15 protein-coding genes and 1 pseudogene are annotated in these 17,373 nt (G+C 63.1%); 10 read left to right on the top strand and 6 right to left on the bottom strand.

Annotated elements, in window-relative coordinates; all coding sequences use genetic code 11:
* Positions 1-25 precede the first annotated feature (25 nt).
* The 4 genes from nirB to AC07V8_RS10275 are packed head-to-tail and all read left to right on the top strand — an operon-like array spanning position 26 to position 6,997.
* Positions 26-2,599: a nitrite reductase large subunit NirB gene (gene nirB, locus AC07V8_RS10260; protein ID WP_494677909.1), complete on the top strand. Its 2,574-nt coding sequence runs from the start codon at positions 26-28 to the stop codon at positions 2,597-2,599.
* A 10-nt stretch (positions 2,600-2,609) separates the two neighbouring features.
* Positions 2,610-2,957, top strand: coding sequence for a nitrite reductase small subunit NirD (gene nirD, locus AC07V8_RS10265; protein ID WP_494677908.1), 348 nt, complete (start codon positions 2,610-2,612; stop codon positions 2,955-2,957).
* 2 nt (positions 2,958-2,959) lie between these two features.
* The gene (locus AC07V8_RS10270; protein ID WP_494677907.1) at positions 2,960-4,216 is read left to right on the top strand and encodes an NAD(P)/FAD-dependent oxidoreductase; all 1,257 of its coding nucleotides are present in this window, start codon (positions 2,960-2,962) and stop codon (positions 4,214-4,216) included.
* A gap of 12 nt (positions 4,217-4,228) precedes the next feature.
* On the top strand, positions 4,229-6,997 hold the full coding sequence (locus tag AC07V8_RS10275) for a nitrate reductase (RefSeq protein ID WP_494677906.1): 2,769 nt from the start codon (positions 4,229-4,231) through the stop codon (positions 6,995-6,997).
* Between the two features lie 10 nt (positions 6,998-7,007).
* Here the strand turns inward: AC07V8_RS10275 and AC07V8_RS10280 are convergent, their stop codons facing one another.
* Together AC07V8_RS10280 and AC07V8_RS10285 are read right to left on the bottom strand one after the other, a co-directional pair.
* The gene (locus tag AC07V8_RS10280; protein ID WP_494677905.1) at positions 7,008-8,189 is read right to left on the bottom strand and encodes an MFS transporter; all 1,182 of its coding nucleotides are present in this window, start codon (positions 8,187-8,189) and stop codon (positions 7,008-7,010) included.
* A 90-nt stretch (positions 8,190-8,279) separates the two neighbouring features.
* A complete protein-coding gene (locus AC07V8_RS10285) occupies positions 8,280-9,194 on the bottom strand; it encodes a LysR family transcriptional regulator (protein WP_494677904.1) in 915 nt (304 codons plus the stop codon).
* Between the two features lie 114 nt (positions 9,195-9,308).
* Between AC07V8_RS10285 and AC07V8_RS10290 the strand changes: the two genes are divergently transcribed.
* A complete protein-coding gene (locus tag AC07V8_RS10290; RefSeq protein WP_494677903.1) occupies positions 9,309-9,788 on the top strand; it encodes a nuclear transport factor 2 family protein in 480 nt (159 codons plus the stop codon).
* A gap of 4 nt (positions 9,789-9,792) precedes the next feature.
* Here AC07V8_RS10290 and AC07V8_RS10295 read toward each other — a convergent pair whose 3' ends face one another.
* Positions 9,793-10,098, bottom strand: coding sequence for a hypothetical protein (locus AC07V8_RS10295; RefSeq protein WP_494677902.1), 306 nt, complete (start codon positions 10,096-10,098; stop codon positions 9,793-9,795).
* A gap of 145 nt (positions 10,099-10,243) precedes the next feature.
* Here AC07V8_RS10295 and AC07V8_RS10300 point away from each other — a divergent pair.
* Both AC07V8_RS10300 and AC07V8_RS10305 read left to right on the top strand, forming a co-directional pair.
* A pseudogene (locus tag AC07V8_RS10300) lies at positions 10,244-10,402 on the top strand (PIN domain-containing protein); the annotation flags it as partial.
* 103 nt (positions 10,403-10,505) lie between these two features.
* On the top strand, positions 10,506-12,560 hold the full coding sequence (locus AC07V8_RS10305) for a M3 family metallopeptidase (RefSeq protein WP_494677901.1): 2,055 nt from the start codon (positions 10,506-10,508) through the stop codon (positions 12,558-12,560).
* Positions 12,561-12,647: 87 nt separating this feature from the next.
* On the opposite strand, the gene AC07V8_RS10310 is transcribed toward AC07V8_RS10305, so the two are convergent.
* Positions 12,648-13,586, bottom strand: a complete 939-nt coding sequence (locus tag AC07V8_RS10310; protein WP_494677900.1) for a S1/P1 nuclease — start codon at positions 13,584-13,586, stop codon at positions 12,648-12,650.
* A 278-nt stretch (positions 13,587-13,864) separates the two neighbouring features.
* On the opposite strand from AC07V8_RS10310, the gene AC07V8_RS10315 reads away from it, so the two are divergent.
* Together AC07V8_RS10315 and AC07V8_RS10320 are read left to right on the top strand one after the other, a co-directional pair.
* The gene (locus tag AC07V8_RS10315) at positions 13,865-14,521 is read left to right on the top strand and encodes an epoxyqueuosine reductase QueH (protein WP_494677899.1); all 657 of its coding nucleotides are present in this window, start codon (positions 13,865-13,867) and stop codon (positions 14,519-14,521) included.
* The gene (locus tag AC07V8_RS10320) at positions 14,518-14,727 is read left to right on the top strand and encodes a hypothetical protein (RefSeq protein WP_494677898.1); all 210 of its coding nucleotides are present in this window, start codon (positions 14,518-14,520) and stop codon (positions 14,725-14,727) included. The genes AC07V8_RS10315 and AC07V8_RS10320 overlap by 4 nt, the downstream gene beginning before the upstream one ends.
* Before the next feature lie 85 nt (positions 14,728-14,812).
* Here AC07V8_RS10320 and AC07V8_RS10325 read toward each other — a convergent pair whose 3' ends face one another.
* Complete coding sequence (locus tag AC07V8_RS10325; RefSeq protein ID WP_494677897.1) at positions 14,813-16,204, bottom strand: sensor histidine kinase; 1,392 nt, start codon at positions 16,202-16,204, stop codon at positions 14,813-14,815.
* Complete coding sequence (locus AC07V8_RS10330) at positions 16,201-16,884, bottom strand: response regulator (RefSeq protein ID WP_494677896.1); 684 nt, start codon at positions 16,882-16,884, stop codon at positions 16,201-16,203. Before AC07V8_RS10330 ends, AC07V8_RS10325 begins: the two co-directional genes overlap by 4 nt.
* 169 nt (positions 16,885-17,053) lie before the next feature.
* On the opposite strand from AC07V8_RS10330, the gene AC07V8_RS10335 reads away from it, so the two are divergent.
* Positions 17,054-17,338, top strand: a complete 285-nt coding sequence (locus tag AC07V8_RS10335; RefSeq protein WP_494677895.1) for a hypothetical protein — start codon at positions 17,054-17,056, stop codon at positions 17,336-17,338.
* Positions 17,339-17,373: the final 35 nt, after the last annotated feature.

Raw genomic sequence — 17,373 nt, forward strand, 5'->3', positions numbered from 1 at the left:
TGGAAAACAACCTCGGGACAGCAGCATGAAAATCATCGTCATCGGCCACGGCATGGTTGGCCACAAATTCCTCGAATGCCTGGCGGAAGGAAATCTGCCCGGCATGGAAGTCACGGTACTGTGCGAAGAGCCGCGTCCGGCCTACGACCGCGTCCATCTGTCGGAATTCTTTGCCGGCAAAACGGCGCAGGACCTGTCACTGGTCGAGCCGGGATTTTTCGAACGCACGGCGATCCGCCTCAAGCTCAACGCCAAGGCGCAGCTGATTGACTGCGCCGCCAAGATCGTTACCTTCAATCTCGACGGCGTCAGCGAAACGCTGTCTTACGACAAGCTGGTGATCGCTACCGGCTCCTATCCTTTCGTGCCGACCCTGGCCGGCAACCAGCGCAAGGATTGCTTCGTCTACCGCACCATCGAAGACCTGGAAGCGATGCTGGAATGCGGCAAGCGCTCCCGGAGCGGCGTGGTGATCGGCGGCGGCCTGCTCGGGCTGGAATGCGCCAAGGCCCTGCGCGACATGCAGCTGGAAACGCACGTGGTGGAATTCGCCGCGCGCCTGATGGCGGTGCAGGTGGATGAAAGCGGCGGCCGCATCCTGCGCCAGAAGATCGAAGAACTGGGCGTCACCGCGCATACGCAAAAGAACACGCTGGAAATCGTCGACGGCAAGAACGGCACGCATCGCATGAATTTCGACGACGGCAGCCACCTGGATACCGACATGATCGTGTTCTCGGCTGGCATCCGGCCGCGCGACGAACTGGCGCGCGACAGCGGCCTGAAGGTGGGCGAGCGCGGCGGCATCGTGATCGACAACAGTTGCCGCAGTTCCGATCCGGATATTTACGCGATCGGCGAATGTGCGTTGTGGAACGGCCGCATATTCGGCCTGGTGGCGCCCGGCTACGACATGGCGCGCATCGCCGCCAAACAGGTGCTGGCCGCATTCTCCGACGATGGCAGCGCCGGCGCCGCGGCGCCGCAATTTACCGGCGCCGACATGAGCACCAAGCTCAAGCTGATGGGCGTGGATGTCGCCAGCATCGGCGATCCGCACGGCAAGGAAGCCGGCAGCCGCTCTTATCAGTTCACCGACGAGCGCAAGCAGATCTACAAGAAAATCGTGGTGTCCGAATGCGGCAAGTATCTGCTGGGCGGTGTGATGGTGGGCGACGCCAGCGAATATGGCAGCTTGCTGCAGATGATGCTCAACCGCATCGAGCTGCCGGCGGCGCCGGAATTCCTGATCCTGCCGCAGGCCGACGGCCAGGCGAAGGTCGGGCTGGGGGTCGACGCCTTGCCGGAATCGGCGCAGATCTGTTCCTGCAACGACGTTTCCAAAGGGGCGTTGTGCGCGGCAGTGAGCAGCGGCGCTACCAGCATCGGTGCGCTGAAAAGCTGCACCAAGGCCGGCACTTCCTGCGGCGGCTGCGTGCCGCTGGTGACGCAGATCATGAAGGCCGAGATGAAGAAGCAGGGCATGGCGGTCAACAACCATGTCTGCGAACATTTTCCCTATTCGCGCCAGGAGTTGTTCCACCTGGTGAAGGTGGGGCAGATCAAGACTTTTCCAGCCTTGCTGGAACAGCACGGCAAGGGCCTCGGCTGCGATGTCTGCAAACCGGTGGCGGCCAGCATCCTGGCGTCCTGCTGGAACGACTTCGTGCTGAAGAAGGAACACGCCAGCCTGCAGGATTCCAACGACTACTTCCTCGGCAATATCCAGAAGGACGGCAGCTACTCGGTGGTGCCGCGCATGGCCGGCGGCGAAGTCACGCCGGACGGCCTGATCGCGGTCGGCCAGGTCGCCAAGAAATACGGCTTGTACACCAAGATCACCGGCGGCCAGCGGGTCGATCTGTTCGGCGCTCGGGTCGAGCAATTGCCGCTGATCTGGGAAGAGTTAATTGCAGCCGGCTTCGAGTCCGGCCACGCTTACGGCAAATCGCTGCGCACTGTGAAATCCTGCGTCGGCTCGACCTGGTGCCGCTACGGCCTGGACGATAGCGTCGGCCTGGCGATTGCATTGGAAAACCGCTACAAGGGCTTGCGCGCGCCGCACAAGATCAAGTTCGGCGTTTCCGGCTGCACCCGCGAATGCGCGGAAGCGCAGAGCAAGGATGTCGGCATCATCGCCACCGAGAAGGGCTGGAACCTGTATGTCTGCGGCAATGGCGGCATGAAGCCGCGCCATGCGGAACTGCTGGCGGCCGATCTCGACAAGGCGACCCTGGTCAAGCTGATCGACCGCTTCCTGATGTTTTACATCCGCACCGCCGACCGCCTGCAGCGCACCAGCGTCTGGCGCGACAACCTGGAAGGCGGCCTGGATTACCTGAAACAGGTGGTGGTGGTAGACAAGCTGAACATCGGCGCCGAGCTGGAAGCAGACATGCAGCATGTGGTCGACACCTATCAATGCGAATGGAAGACGGCCGTGACGGACCAGGAAACCCGCCAGCGCTTCCAGCATTTCGTCAACAGCGGCCAGGCCGACGACAACGTGGTGTTCATGCCGGAACGCGGCCAGATCCGTCCCGCCACCGTGGAAGAGCGCAAGCGCGTCGCCATCCCGGTGGTGGTTGAAACTGTATAAAGGAAGCGAGATGCACAAGGACCAGCTGGGCCAGCACTGGATTGAAGTCTGCGCAATCGAACAGATCGTGCCGAACACCGGCGTCTGCGCGCTGATCAATGGCGAACAGGTGGCGGTGTTCCACGTCATCGATGACGAGCCGCGCGTGTTCGCCATCGGCAATTACGACCCGAACGCGCAGGCAGCGGTGCTGTCGCGCGGACTGGTCGGCAGCCTGGGAGAGCGCATCGTGGTCGCTTCGCCGATCTACAAGCAGCACTTCGACCTGCAGACCGGCGAGTGCCTGGAAGCGCCGGAGAATTCTGTGCCTGCCTATCCGGCCCGCATCGCCGGCGGCAAGGTCTGGGTCGGCGCATGAGCATGAATGAGACAACTGCCGCGCCAACCGCTGCGCCATCGGCCAGCAAGCCGTCGCTGGTGGTGATCGGCAATGGCATGGCCGGCATGCGCACGGTCGAGGAATTGCTCAAGCTGGCGCCGGAGCTGTACGACATCACCGTGTTCGGCGCCGAGCCGCACGGCAATTACAACCGCATCCTGCTGTCGCCGCTGCTGGCGGGCGACAAGAGCATGGACGACATCATGCTCAATCCGCGCGAATGGTATGCCGAGAACGGCATCACCCTGCATGCCGGCGATCCGGTGACGGGCATAGACCGCCGGCGCCGCATCGTGCGTTCGCGCGCCGGCGTCGAGCTGCGTTACGACCGCCTGCTGCTGGCGACCGGTTCCAAGCCTTTCATCATCCCGGTGCCGGGCCACCAGCTGCCGGGCGTGATCGCCTTCCGCGATATCCAGGATGTCGAAACCATGCTGGCGGCGGCGCGCAATCATCGCCATGCGGTAGTGATCGGCGGCGGCCTGCTCGGGCTGGAAGCAGCCAACGGTTTGCTGCGGCAGGGCATGGACGTGACCGTGGTGCATGTCATGGACAGCCTGATGGAACGGCAGCTGGACAAGTCCGCGGCCGTCCTGCTGAAGAAAGCGCTGGAGCAGAAAGGATTGCGTTTTTTATTGAACGCTCAAACAGCCGAGATCCTTGGCGAGCAGCAGGTCACTGCCGTGCGCTTCAAGGACGGCAGCGAGATCCCCGCTGACCTGGTGGTGATGACCGCCGGCGTCCGCCCGAATATCGAACTGGCGCGGCAAGCCGGCTTGCATTGCGATCGCGCGATCGTGGTCGACGATACCTTGCAGACTTACGATCCGCGCATCTATGCAGTGGGCGAGTGCGTGCAGCACCGCATGGCGACTTTCGGCCTGGTGGCGCCGATCTGGGATCAGGCGCGCGTGTGCGGCGCCCATCTGGCCGGCGCCGGCCACAGGCGCTACGTGCAGCAGGCCACCGCCACCAAGCTCAAGGTCACCGGCGTCGACCTGTATTCCGCCGGCGACTTCATCGGCAGCGAGGGCAGCGAAGACCTGGTGCTGCGCGATCCGCGCCGCGGCATCTACAAGCGGCTGGTGATCAGCGGCCCGCATATCGTCGGCGCGGTGCTGTATGGCGACGTCAAGGACGGCCCCTGGTATTTCGAGATGATCCAGAACAAGACCGATATTTCTGCCCTGCGCAGCCAGCTGTTGTTCGGCCAGGCGCTGTGCGCCCAGGCGGCCTGAAGCGGAGCCGGCATGAATCAAGTTTCGATCTTTCTGTTGCAGCCGGCCGCCAAGCTGGCCGGTACGCTGACCACTTGTCCGTATTGCGGCGTCGGCTGCGGGGTACGTGCTACGGTCAACAGCGATGGCCAGGTCGACATCGCCGGCGATGAAACGCATGCCTCTAACTTGGGCCGGCTATGCGTCAAGGGCTCGGCGCTGGGAGAGACGGTGGCGCTGGACGGGCGCTTGCTGTATCCGCAAATGCGCAGCGACGACCAGCAATCCATGCAGCGGGTCTCCTGGGATGCCGCACTGGACAAGGTGGCGCATGGCTTCCGGCAGATCATCGATCAGCACGGTCCGGATTCGGTGGCGCTGTATGTCTCGGGCCAATTGCTGACGGAAGACTACTACGTCGCCAACAAGCTGATGAAGGGCTATATCGGCAGCGCCAATATCGATACCAATTCGCGGCTGTGCATGTCGTCCGCGGTCGCCGGCCACAAGCGCGCTTTCGGCGCCGATCTGGTGCCGGTGTGCTACGAAGACCTGGAACTGGCCGACCTGGTGGTGCTGGTCGGATCCAACACCGCCTGGTGCCATCCGATCCTATTCCAGCGCATCGCCAAGATCAGGGAAACGCGGCCGCAGATGAAGCTGGTGGTGATCGATCCGCGCCGCACCGCCACCTGCGAACTGGCCGACCTGCATCTGCCGCTGAAAGCCGGCAGCGATGTCTGGCTGTTCAACGGCCTGCTCAGTTTCCTCGCGCGTAACGGGGCTATGGATCAAGGCTTCGTTGCGGAGCACACCAATGGCATGGCCGCCGCGCTGGAAGCGGCGGAGGCCGATTGTGCCGACCTGGCTGCGGTGGCGAAAATCTGCAAGCTCGATCCGCAAGACCTGCTGACCTTCTATCAATGGTTTGCCGATAATGAAAAGGTCGTCAGCGCCTTCTCGCAAGGGGTCAATCAATCCTCCTCCGGCACCGACAAGGTCAACAGCATCATCAACTGCCATCTGCTGACAGGGCAGATAGGCAAGCCCGGCATGGGGCCGTTCTCGATCACCGGCCAGCCCAACGCCATGGGTGGGCGCGAAGTCGGCGGCCTGGCCAATATGCTGGCGGCGCACATGGAGCTGGACAACCCGCAGCATCGCGAAACCGTGCAGACCTACTGGCAATCGCCGCAGATGGCCGAGCGGCCCGGCCTGAAAGCGGTGGACTTGTTCCAGGCCATCGAAGCCGGACGCGTCAAGGCGGTCTGGATCATGGCGACCAATCCGGTGGTCAGCTTGCCGGACGCCGACCAGGTCCAGCGCGCCCTGAAAAAATGCGAACTGGTGGTAATCTCCGACATCATTGAAAAGACCGACACCAATGCCTTTGCCCACGTCTTGCTGCCGGCCCTCGGCTGGGGCGAAAAGGATGGCACGGTGACCAGCTCGGAACGCCGCATCTCACGCCAGCGCGCCTTCCTGCCGGCGCCGGGCGAAGCGCGCGCCGACTGGCGCATCATTTGCCAGGTGGCGCAACGCATGGGCTATGACGGTTTCGATTTCAGTTCGGCGCATCAGGTATTCGATGAGCACGTCGGCCTCAGTGCCTATCGTAACGGCGGTAATGGCGATGACGGCGGCAGCGGCGATGGCCCGCATCGCGTGTTCAACCTGGGCGGCCTGCGCGGCATGGACCAGGCGCGGTTCGACGCCATGCAGCCGGTGCAATGGCCGCTGCCGGCCGATGCCGCTGGAGAAAAACGAGGCACGGCGCGCTTGTTTGCCGACGGCCGCTTCGCCCACGCCGACGGCAAGGCGCGCTTCGTCGCCACCCCGCCCCGCACGCCGCAACACGCCACCAGCAGCGACTATCCGCTTAGCCTCAACACCGGCCGCGTGCGCGACCAGTGGCACACCATGACGCGCACCGGCAAGTCGCCCAGGCTGGCCGACCACGTGCCGGAATCGTTCATCGACATGCATCCGCAGGATGCCCTGCTGTACGGCGTGCGCGAAGGCATGCTGGCGCGCGTGAGCAGCCAGTGGGGCGAGATGGTGGCCAGGGTGCAGCACGGCGGCGGCATCGCCCGCGGCAGCCTGTTCGTGCCTATCCATTGGAACCGGCAGTCGGCTTCGGATGCGCGGGTGGGAGCGCTGGTCAATCCGGTGGTCGATCCGGTTTCCGGCGAGCCGGAATTCAAGCACACGCCGGTGCGGGTCGAGGAGTTTGCGGTGGCCTGGTACGGCTTCGCGCTGAGCCGCGCACAGCCGGCGCTGGACGATGTCACGCACTGGACGCGGATCCAGGGGCGCAGCTTTCATCGTTACGAGCTGGCCGGGCGCAGCCCGATCGCCGATCATGGCGCCTGGGCCGCCAGGCTGCTGGGAGTCGATGCCGCCGACGCCGACTGGCTGGAGTACCAGGACGGCAGCGCCGGCATGTATCGCGCCGTGCATGTGGTGGACGATCGCATCGACGCTTGCGTGTTCCTGTCGCCGCGCCCGGACCTGCCATCGCGCGCCTGGCTGGCCAGCTTGTTCCTCAAGGAGCGGCTGGAAGACGCCGACCGCGTCGGCCTGCTGATCGGCCAGCCTATCGCCAAGGGCGCCGATACCGGGCCGACCGTGTGTTCCTGTTTTTCGGTTGGCCGCAACACCATCTGCGATGCGGTGCGCAAGCAGGGCCTGACGACCGTGGCGCAGGTCGCCGGCTGTCTGAAGGCCGGCGGCAATTGCGGTTCCTGCGTTCCTGAAATCAAGAAGCTGCTGACGGCAATGCTGCAGGACGAAGCTTCATGAGCTACGCGGCTTAACGCGTCTTGCGGCTTTCCGCATATAACCAGACGACCAGGCCGAGCGCGCTTAATCCCGCGCCCGTCATCGATACGCCCAGCCAGCCAGAGTGGCCGTACATCGCGGTCGACAGTAGCGAGCCGCAGGCGCCGCCGATGAAGTAGCAGGTCATGTAGCCGGCGGTCAGGCGGTTGCGGGAATCCGGATGCAGGTGGTTGATCACGCTCAGGTTGGTGACGTGGATCGCCTGCACCATCAGGTCCAGCAGCAGGATGCCGAACAGCAGTCCGATCAGCGAGCTCTTGGCGAACACCAGCGGCAGCCAGGACAGCAGCAGAAGCGCCAGTCCGATGGTGGTGGAACGGCCGGCATGGCCGCGGTCGGCCAGCCGCCCGGCATGCGAAGCGGCCATGGCGCCGGCGGCGCCGACCAGGCCGAACAAGCCGATGGTGCCGTCGGAATAGTGGAAAGGTTCGGCCGCCAGCAGGAAGGAAATCGACGTCCACAGCACGCTGAAGACGGCGAAGATGATCGCCCCGAGCAATGCGCGGATGCGCAGCACCGGCTCCGCCGCGAACAAGGTCAGGATCGACGCCAGCAGCTGCGGATAGCTCAGGCTCTGGGTCGAATGATGGCGCGGCAGCGCGCGGCCAAGCGCGATGGCGGTGAGGATCATGAGCGCGGCGCCGAACCAGTACACGGTTTGCCAGCCGCCCCAGGCCGACAGATAGCCGGCCACGGTGCGCGCCAGCAGGATGCCCAGCAGCAGGCCGGTCATGACATGGCCGACCACCTTGCCGCGTTCATGCGGCGCAGCCAGGGTCGCGGCAAACGGCACCAGCACCTGCGACACTACCGAAAACAAGCCGGTCAGGGCGGTGCCGATGAGGACGAACGCCAGGCTTTGCGCGGTGGCCGTGATCAGCAGCCCGCAGGCCGACAGCAGGCTCATGACGACGATCAGTTTCTTGCGTTCCAGCATGTCGGCCAGCGGCACCAGCAGCATCAGGCCGAGCGCATAGCCGAGCTGGGCCACGGTGACGATCAGGCCGGCGCTGCCGTTGGAAATGCCGAAACGGGCGGCGATGGTGTGCAGCAGCGGCTGCGCGTAATAGTTGCTGGCCACCGCGACGCCGGTGGCGACCGACATCATGATCACCAGGCTGGCGCTGAGTTTGGTGGATTGGGCTTGGGACATGTTTGAACTGCCTTAAAAATTGCAAGCCGACACTGTAGCCCTTATCGGCATCGGCTGCTGCGCTGCAGCGATTTCCGGTCTTAGGCCCCGTTAGCGCAGCGCCTTGTTGCTGCGCAGGCTCTCCACCAGCAGATCGACGAAGCGCCTGACCTTGGCCGAGGCCAGCCGCCCTTCGCGGTGCAGCACGTGGATAGGCACGCAGGCCGGCTGGTGCTCGGCCAGCACGATCTGCAGCTGGCCGGAATCGAGATAGGGTGCGATCTGGTAGGACAGCAGGCGCGTCACGCCGAAGCCGCGCAAGGCCGCTTCGATGGCCGCGTCGTTGCTGCTGACTGTCATGCGCGGCCGGATTTTCACGTTGCTGATCTTGCCGCCGCCGCTTTTGTGCCGGCTCATGAAGCGCCAATCGCTGTCGGCGGCGACGCCGGTCGAAGCGATCACCGCATGCCCGGCCAATTCCTCCGGCGTGGCCGGCGCGCCATGCGCCGCCAGATAGGCCGGCGCGGCGCATACCACGCGCCTGACCTGTCCGACCTGGATTGCTTTCATGCTCGAATCGGCCAGTTCGCCGATGCGGACGCCGACGTCTATGCCTTCTTCCAGCAGGTTCACCACGCGGTCGACGAACAAGGCCGACACCGCCATCGCCGGAAAGCGCTGCAGGTAGTCGACCATGCTGGGCATCACGAACATGCGTCCGAACAGCACCGGCGCCGTCACCGTCAGCTGGCCGCGCGGCTCGGCATTGACGCCGGCCGCCGCCTCATCGGCTTCGTCGGCCTCGGCCATGATGCGGCGCGCGTCTTCCAGGTAACGCAGGCCGGCATCGGTGCTGCGCACGTAGCGCGTGGTGCGGTTCAGCAGCTTGACTCCGAGCCGTTCCTCCAGCGCCAGCACGGCGCGCGTGACCGCCGGCGGCGACATCTGCAGACGGCGCGCGGCGGCGGCGAAGCTCTGTTCCTCGGCTACCGCCACGAATACGCTCATCAGATGAAACCGGTCCATGCGTGAATTCCATTTAAAGGAAGAATGAATTGCATTCTATGATTATTCTTTAATTCAGTGGAATTTTGTAAAGTGTGGCAACAGCCTTTTTTCCACCGTTCCAGGAGTACTGCCATGAGTCAAGCCAGCAAAGCCCGTCCCCCATTTCCGCCATTCACCCGCGAAACCGCGATCCAGAAAGTGAGGATGGCGGAAGACGGCTGGAACAGCCGCGATCCGCAGCGTGTGTCGCTGGCGTATACCGTCGACACCATCTGGCGCAACCGTTCCGAATTTCCCGAGGGGCGCGAGCAGATCGTGCAATTCCTGGCACGCAAGTGGGAGCGCGAGCTGGATTACCGCCTGATCAAGGAGCTATGGGCGTTCGACGGCAACCGGATTGCGGTGCGCTTTGCCTATGAATGCCATGATGCCGCCGGCAACTGGTTCCGCTCCTACGGCAATGAGAACTGGGAGTTCGATGAGCACGGCCTGATGCACCGGCGCTACGCCAGCATCAACGACTTGCCGATCAAGGAATCGGAGCGCAAGTACCATTGGCCTTTGGGGCGCCGTCCGGACGATCATCCGGGCTTGAGCGAGCTCGGTCTATAAGCCGCTAGTGCGACCTTCTGAATTCCCGGTAGATCAGGGATAGCGCGATCGGCAGCGTGGTAGCGTTGCCGAAATTGACCAGGTCGTCGGTGCGCGGATAAGCCGTGGGGTAGGCGCGCAGCGTGTTGAGGTGGCCCAGGTCGAAGTTGCCGGACTGCTCCATGGCGCGCATCGCTTCGTTTTCAATCCGGTGCATCAGCGACCAGGTCAAGTCCGCCCCGGCGCTGCGATGAACGAGCACAATGCGGGCGATGGTCGCTTTCAATCCTTCAGTAATGGCGTCAAGTTCCGATCTTCTGACCACTTGCATAAGATTCCTCCTGCACAAATTAACTGTATATACGTACAGTATAATTCAAAACAAGAAGAGTCTTAATTATTGTGTAAATACACATTCCCAATGAATCTTTGGATGTGCATAAAATATCTTGTACACACATGTATTTGCATTTCCTCGGGAGGCGACCCGCGAGCGCAGGAAAGAGCATCTCGACAAACTGATCGCAGCGCATGCGGTAGCGCCGGATGTGGTGCTGGTGACCAATAACGAACGGGATTTCGCCGTCTATCCGGGCGTGAAAATCGAAAACTGGATCGCTTCCGGCGCCGGCTGATACGGCTGCATGGCGCAGCGGAAGCATCGAAAATATCCCCGCGCTGAAAAAAACCACCCGGCATACAATAGCTCCCTCACCATTAGCCAGGATGCTATTCGCCATGTCAGACATTCACGCCGCCAATCCGCTGTTGCAAGACTGGAATACCCCTTACGGCTTACCGCCTTTCGATCAGGTCAAGGCCGAACATTTCGTCCCCGCTTTTGAAGTTGCATTGCCGGCCCACCTGGCCGAGATCGATGCCATCGCCGCGCAAACGGCGGCTCCAACTTTTGCCAACACGCTGGCCGCTTTCGATGAATCAGGCCGGCTCAACAGCCGCATCAGCCTGCTGTTCGAGAACCTGACCGCGAGCGAAACCTCGCCCGCCTTGCAGGCAGCCGAGATCGAACTGGCGCCTAGGCTGGCCGCGCACAAGAATGCGATTTATCTGCATGCCGGCCTGTTTGCACGCATCGACGCCTTGTACGCCGAACGCGCCCGGCTTGACCTGGATCCGGTGCAGCTGCGCCTGCTGGAGCGGGTGCACCTGGACTTTGTGCGCGCCGGCGCCAACTTGCCGCCGCAATCGCGCGCTCGCTACAGCGCGGTGACGGAAAGGCTGGCGGCGCTGAGCACGCAGTTTACGCAAAACGTCCTGGCCGATGAATCCGGCTTTGTGCTGGCGCTGGAAGACGAAGCGGCGCTGGCCGGACTGCCGCCGTTCCTGCGCGCTTCGGCGCAGGCGGCGGCGCAGCAGCGCGGCCTGCCAGAAGGCAGCCATGTCATGACCCTGTCGCCCTCGCTGGCCGAACCCTTCCTCACTTTCTCCGACCGCCGCGATTTGCGCGAAGCGGTCTGGCGCGGCCGCGTCGCTCGCGGCGCCCACGCCGGCGGCCATGACAATCGCCCGGTCGCCGCCGAGATCATGGCCTTGCGCCAGGAGCAGGCGCAATTGCACGGCTACGCCACCTATGCCGATTACCAGCTGATCGACCGCATGGCCGGCAAGCCGGAAGCGGTGTCCGCCTTGCTGGGCAAGGTGTGGGAGCCGGCCAAGGCCAAGGCGCAAGAGGACCGCGCCGCCCTGACCGAGATGGCGCGCAGCCTGGGCCAGCCGACGCCGATCGCGGCCTGGGACTGGCGCTACCTGGCCGAGAAAGTGCGGCAGGCGCGCTACGACCTGGACGACGCCGAACTGAAACCCTACTTCGCGCTGGACAACATGATAGGCGCCATGTTCGACTGCGCCCATCGCCTGTTCGGCATCCGCTTTGTCGAGCAGCACGGCGTCGCCCTGCATCATGCGGATGCCCGCCTGTGGGAGGTGCGCAATCGCGAGGACGCCCTGATCGGCCTGTTCATCGGCGACAATTTCGCCCGCGCCAGCAAGCGTAGCGGCGCCTGGATGCATGTTTTTCGCAACCAGTCCGGCCATGCCGGCGGCACGCTGCCGATCGTCATCAATAACAACAATTTCGCCAAGGCAGCCAAGGGCGATACAGCGCTGCTGAGTTTCGACGACGTGCGCACCCTGTTCCATGAATTCGGCCACGGCTTGCACGGCCTGCTGTCGCAAGTGAAGTACGAACGCCTGGCCGGCACCCAGGTATTGCAGGATTACGTCGAGCTGCCGTCGCAGATCTTCGAGAACTGGGCAGAAGAGGAAGTGGTGCTCAAGCAGCACGCGCGGAACTACCAGACTGGCGCAGTGATGCCGTCAGCACTGCTGGAAAAGCTCAAGTGTGCGCGCCAGTTCGACCAGGCCTGGGCCACCATCATGTATGCCGGCCCGGCGCTGATCGACATGGCGCTGCATTCGCTGCCGAACGGCAGCGCGGTTGACCTGGCGGCTTTCGAAGCGCAGCAATGCGAACTGCTGGGCATCCCGCAGGATATCGGCCAGCGCCATTACCTGAGCCACTTCCAGCATCTGTTCGCCGGTTCCGACTATGCAGCCGGCTATTACGTCTACATGTGGGCCGAAGTGCTGGACGCCGACGCCTACGATGCCTTCACCGAAGCCGGCGATCCGTTCCAGCCGGCGATTGCCGAGCGCTTGCAAAAGCATATCTACAGCTCCGGCAACAAGCAGGACCCGGCGCAGGCGTTCCGCGCCTTCCGCGGCCGCGATCCGAAGGTCGAGCCGATGCTGGCGAAGCGCGGATTGATCTAGTGCAGTGCTTCGCAAAACTAGCAGCGTAAGCCCTGAATCCTGAGCGCCGGCGAGACCAGACGCTCAGGGTTGAACAACAACGACAGCTTATTTTTTCTCGCCAAATGGCGAGACGAATATCGATGCGCCGGAAACGGCATTGCCGCCCAAGGCATCATTCAAAATTTTCGCCAGACGCACGCCGGCACGGCTCAGCTGCAAGGCAACCACGCTGGTGGCGTTGCTGACATAGCTGGCCGGCAGCTTGTACTTGCCGGTGGATCCAGGCGTCGGCAGCTTGCCGTATGCGTCGGTGCGGGCCAGGTCGAAGGCTTCCAGCGACCAGTCGCGCGGCGTCTGCTGCTGCCATTGCGCGATCTGGGCCTTGCTGATCTTGGCGATCAGCGCCGACGCCACCTTGTTCTGATCGGTGCCCAGCTTGTTCACGAATGCGGTATCCCAGTAAGCGTGCAGCTTGCCGGCGGCGATGCCGGTGGCGGACACCGTTTCGTCATTGCCGCCGCGGTCATGGGAGTCGCTGGAGTGCAGCGGCTGATGCATGTCGCCGACGAAATGCAGCAAGAACTGCAGCGCCAGCAGGCGTTCGGCAGGATCGGTGTTCGGATCGCGCAATTCGAGCGCGAACTGATCGACCTTGTCGACCACGCAATCCTGCGCCACGCCGCCCGATGCCGGGGTGTTGGCAGGCAGGCTCGGATGGCCGAAGCAGGCGGCGTCGATGTCGCCGTCGCTGATCTCGGTATCGACAAAATGCCAGGCAGCGGTTTCGCGATGCGAATTGCGGTACTTGTCGGCCCAGGTCGCTTCCGAGGCGATGTCGCCCGCGGTCAGGCCGCTGCTGTCGTTGGCCAGGATGGCGTCGACCTGCGAACGGACGTTGTCGGTCAGGTAATTGCTGGCGATCAGGCCGACCACCATATGCCCTTCATCACCCCAGGCCAGTGCGCTTTGGCTGGCCACCATCAAAGGCGCGGCGCATGCCACGCCGCTTATAAACGTGAGAAACAGCTGACGATTCAGTTTCATGGAGACTCCATTCAGGAAGGTAAAGATAGAAAGTTTCTTTATTGCACTATTTGCCGCCCGAATATATGCCGCATTTATGACCGCAGCATGTCATTTGCAGCGCGACCTGCCAGTACTGACAGGTGGCTGTTACAGTCCACTGGGGCTGCATGAATTCCGCTCATGCAAACTTGAGAGTTTGTCGCTTGACGCAGCCGGTCTTAAACAAGAGACTGAGCGATTAGCGCCGCGGTCCGAGTGTTACCTCTCGCCGGCGCACTTCTTCAGGTATCTCTCTCATGACCCAACGCCAGAAGCTCGTCCTGCCGGGCGGCCACAATAAATTGCTATTGCATTCCTGCTGCGCCCCTTGTTCGGGCGAGGTGATGGAAGCCTTGCTGGCCAGCGAAATCGATTTTTCCATCTATTTCTACAATCCCAATATCCATCCGCAGCGCGAGTACGAGCTGCGCAAGAATGAAAACATCCGTTTCGCCGAACAGCACGGCGTGCCCTTCATCGATGCCGACTACGATCTGGACAACTGGTTCGCCCGCGCCCAAGGCATGGAAGACGAGCCGGAACGCGGCAAGCGCTGCACCATGTGTTTCGACATGCGCTTTGAACGCAGCGCGCTGTACGCGCATGAGCACGGCTTTCCGGTGATCAGCAGTTCGCTGGGAATTTCACGCTGGAAGAACATGGCGCAGATCAACGATTGCGGCGCCCGTGCGGCGGCGCATTATCCCGGCATCACCTACTGGGATTACAACTGGCGCAAGCAGGGCGGCTCGGTGCGCATGATCGACATCTCCAAGCGCGAGAATTTCTACCAGCAGGAGTATTGCGGCTGCGTCTACTCGCTGCGCGACAGCAACCGCTGGCGCAAGGACCAGGGGCGCGAGCGCATCAAGATTTGCGAGAAATTTTACGGCCAGCCGGAAGAACAGAAATGACGACCAAACACTCCGTCCGCCACTGGCTTGCTGCCGATAGCGATGACAAGCCGGTCCAGCCGCAGGCCAGGGCCGATCTGCTGGCCGGCATGGAAAAGCAGCTGGCCGAATTCATGCGCAGCGTGCCGCAGGATGAAGAAGCCTCGCCGCCGCATCTGATGAGCGGACACCATGGTTGCCCGTGCTGCAGCGAGCGCGGCGAATAAAGCCCTCGCGGTAATTGGCCAACCTCGGGTTTGGATTGCATGATTCCATGGTCAGCGAGGGCCTGTTAACATTGTGTTGGGAGTGCTAGCAGGCCCTGGGAAATCTGACCTCCACCAGCAAGCCCTGTTCGCCGCCGGCCGCATGCAGCTGGATCTGGCCGCCGTGCTGGAGCACCACCGACCTGGCAATCGCCAGGCCCAGCCCGCTGCCGCTCTGGGTCTGGTCGGGATTGCGGAAAAAACGGTCGAATACGCGCTCGCGCAGAGCCGGCGCGATTCCGGGCCCCTGATCCGCCACGCTGAATACCACCTCGTCCCGGTCATGGTGCAGGCCGACCGTCACGATGCCGCCCGGCGGACTGTATTTGATGGCGTTGTCGACCAGATTGTCGATCAGCGACACCAGGCTTTCGCGATGTCCCAGGATGAAGAACTCACCTTCCGACGCCAGTTCCAGCTCGATGTGCCGCACCATGGCCAGCGCCGACAGGATCGCCAGCCGGTCCTGCACCAGCGTATCCATCGCCAGCCGGTCCAGCGCGACGCTGGCGGTAGCGTCGCTGCGCACCAGCAGCAGCAGCTGGCTGACCAGTCGGGTGGCGCGGTTGCTGCTGCTCAGTATGCCGGCCAGGAGCTGCTGTTGCTGGCCGTCGCCGGCCTGGCTTTGCAGCGCTTCCGCGTTGACGCGCATCGCGGCCAGCGGCGTGCGCAGCTCATGGGCGGCGTCGGCGATGAAATTGCGTTCGCGCGCCACGCTTTCGCTGATGCGCAACAGCAGGCCGTTGATGCGGTCGACCATCGAACTCAGCTCCAGATGCTTGGGCTTGAAGCCCAAAGGCGCCAGATTGTGCGGGCCGCGGGCGGCCACCTCGCGCGCAATCCGGCTCCAGGGGCGCAGCGCCACGCGTATCGACAGCCACGCCGGCAGCAGCAGGAACGGCAGGCTGATCAGCAAGGGCAGGGAATAATAGCCGCGCGAATTCATGTCGACCAGCATGTCCATGGCGTCTGCCGGCACGATGATGGTGACGCGCGTATCCGAGTGCGGCGATTGCAAAGTACGGGCGCGCCAGCGCACGCCGTTGGCGTAGATGGTTTCCGCATCGTCGAGGCGGCTGTTATGAATGCCGCCCGGGATATCCTCGGACTGGTAGAGCAGCCGCTCTCCCTGCCGTACCCGGATGCTGGGCGACAGTTTCGGCGTATCGCCGCCGATGCCATAGCCTTCGCGCACCGCCAGGTCGATCATGTGCAGCACCTTGAACTGGCGCTCCGGATTATCCGCCAGGTTTTCGGCGACGCCGAAGATGGCCTCGTAGGTGCGGTCCAGGTTGATCGGGCCGGGCGCCCGGCTGGTCTCGAATATGGCGTAGCCGATGAACAGGCTCCACAGCACCGTCAGCAGCAGCATCTGGGCCAGCAGCAGGCGCCGCACCAGGGTCGGCCGCAGCAGCCAGCTCCACCAGTGCAGCATCATTTGCGGATGCTGCGGGCCGGCGCCTGCAGGTCTATCACAAAGCCGACGCCGCGCACGGTGCGGATATAGCCGTCGCCTATCTTGCGGCGCAGATTAGCCATGTGCACGTCCAGGGTATTGCTGGCGTTGCCATGGCCGCCGGGCAGCGCCAGTTCTTCCAGGATGGGGCGCGTCACCACGCGGTCGGCGCGGATCAGCAGGGTGCTGAGCAAGGCGTATTCGCTGGCGGTCAGTTCCACCGGCCGCTCCTGCACGGTGACGCGGCGGGTCGGCGCATGCAGCGACAGGCCGCGCAAATCCAGGGTTTCGCCGTCGAAGCCGTAGCTGCGCCGGGCCAGGGCGCGCACCCGCGATAGCAGTTCGACCAGCACGAAAGGCTTGACCAGATAATCGTCGGCGCCGGTGTCTAGGCCCAGCAGGCGGTCGTTGATGGCGTCGCGGGCGCTCAGGATAATCACCGGCAGGGCGTTCTTTTCGCGCCGCAGGCGCGTCAGCAGGCTCAGGCCGTCGCCGTCCGGCAGGCCGAGATCCAGCAGCACCAGGTCGCAGGTGTCGGATTCCAGGGCGCGCACCGCATCCGCCAGCTGGCGCACCCAGACCACGTCCATGCCCTGGTCGGAGAGGGCAATGCGCACGCCGTTGCCCAGGTCCAGGTCATCTTCAATCAGCAATATTTTCATAGCTTGGTATTTAAGCACCTTAACGTGAAGAAAAGCTGAAGAGCCCGCGTCTTCAGGAAACGTTCATGAATGACTCATGTTTTCTTCATTCCGCTCAAGGATACTGCTGGTTTGACCATTCTCATATGGCTGAGAAGTGCGCCATATCAATTTGACCAGAAAGCCGATCATGAAAAAACGCTATATCCGACCAGCCCGGTCCCGCAATACCTACGTCATTACCAATACCCTGCTGTCCATCGGCGTGCTGCTGGCGTTGCTGGTTGTCGGCCTGCTGGCGGCTAAAAACGCCCATGCGGATGAAGTCAAGGCCGGCGCCAAAGACAAGTTGCCGCTGGCGGCGACAGCAAATGCATGCAGGCCTGTTACGCTGTCACCCGCCAGCGGCGCCAGAGCTCCGGCCAGCCGAAGCGGGGTTTGTGCGCAGCCGCGCCGGCTGCATCTCTTTCGCTGAGGGAATGAAAGGCGTTCTCAAACAGATGCTTGTCG

The sequence above is a fragment of the Collimonas sp. GW821-FHT02H07 genome (assembly GCF_059421505.1).

What these genes read in the sequence shown, in the direction of transcription:
- nirB (WP_494677909.1), top strand. Translation starts at nt 26, where the DNA reads ATGAAAATCATCGTCATCGGCCACGGCATGGTTGGCCACAAATTCCTC.
- nirD (WP_494677908.1), top strand. Translation starts at nt 2,610, where the DNA reads ATGCACAAGGACCAGCTGGGCCAGCACTGGATTGAAGTCTGCGCAATC.
- AC07V8_RS10270 (WP_494677907.1), top strand. Translation starts at nt 2,960, where the DNA reads ATGAATGAGACAACTGCCGCGCCAACCGCTGCGCCATCGGCCAGCAAG.
- AC07V8_RS10275 (WP_494677906.1), top strand. Translation starts at nt 4,229, where the DNA reads ATGAATCAAGTTTCGATCTTTCTGTTGCAGCCGGCCGCCAAGCTGGCC.
- AC07V8_RS10280 (WP_494677905.1), bottom strand. Translation starts at nt 8,189, where the DNA reads ATGTCCCAAGCCCAATCCACCAAACTCAGCGCCAGCCTGGTGATCATG.
- AC07V8_RS10285 (WP_494677904.1), bottom strand. Translation starts at nt 9,194, where the DNA reads ATGGACCGGTTTCATCTGATGAGCGTATTCGTGGCGGTAGCCGAGGAA.
- AC07V8_RS10290 (WP_494677903.1), top strand. Translation starts at nt 9,309, where the DNA reads ATGAGTCAAGCCAGCAAAGCCCGTCCCCCATTTCCGCCATTCACCCGC.
- AC07V8_RS10295 (WP_494677902.1), bottom strand. Translation starts at nt 10,098, where the DNA reads ATGCAAGTGGTCAGAAGATCGGAACTTGACGCCATTACTGAAGGATTG.
- AC07V8_RS10305 (WP_494677901.1), top strand. Translation starts at nt 10,506, where the DNA reads ATGTCAGACATTCACGCCGCCAATCCGCTGTTGCAAGACTGGAATACC.
- AC07V8_RS10310 (WP_494677900.1), bottom strand. Translation starts at nt 13,586, where the DNA reads ATGAAACTGAATCGTCAGCTGTTTCTCACGTTTATAAGCGGCGTGGCA.
- AC07V8_RS10315 (WP_494677899.1), top strand. Translation starts at nt 13,865, where the DNA reads ATGACCCAACGCCAGAAGCTCGTCCTGCCGGGCGGCCACAATAAATTG.
- AC07V8_RS10320 (WP_494677898.1), top strand. Translation starts at nt 14,518, where the DNA reads ATGACGACCAAACACTCCGTCCGCCACTGGCTTGCTGCCGATAGCGAT.
- AC07V8_RS10325 (WP_494677897.1), bottom strand. Translation starts at nt 16,204, where the DNA reads ATGATGCTGCACTGGTGGAGCTGGCTGCTGCGGCCGACCCTGGTGCGG.
- AC07V8_RS10330 (WP_494677896.1), bottom strand. Translation starts at nt 16,884, where the DNA reads ATGAAAATATTGCTGATTGAAGATGACCTGGACCTGGGCAACGGCGTG.
- AC07V8_RS10335 (WP_494677895.1), top strand. Translation starts at nt 17,054, where the DNA reads ATGAAAAAACGCTATATCCGACCAGCCCGGTCCCGCAATACCTACGTC.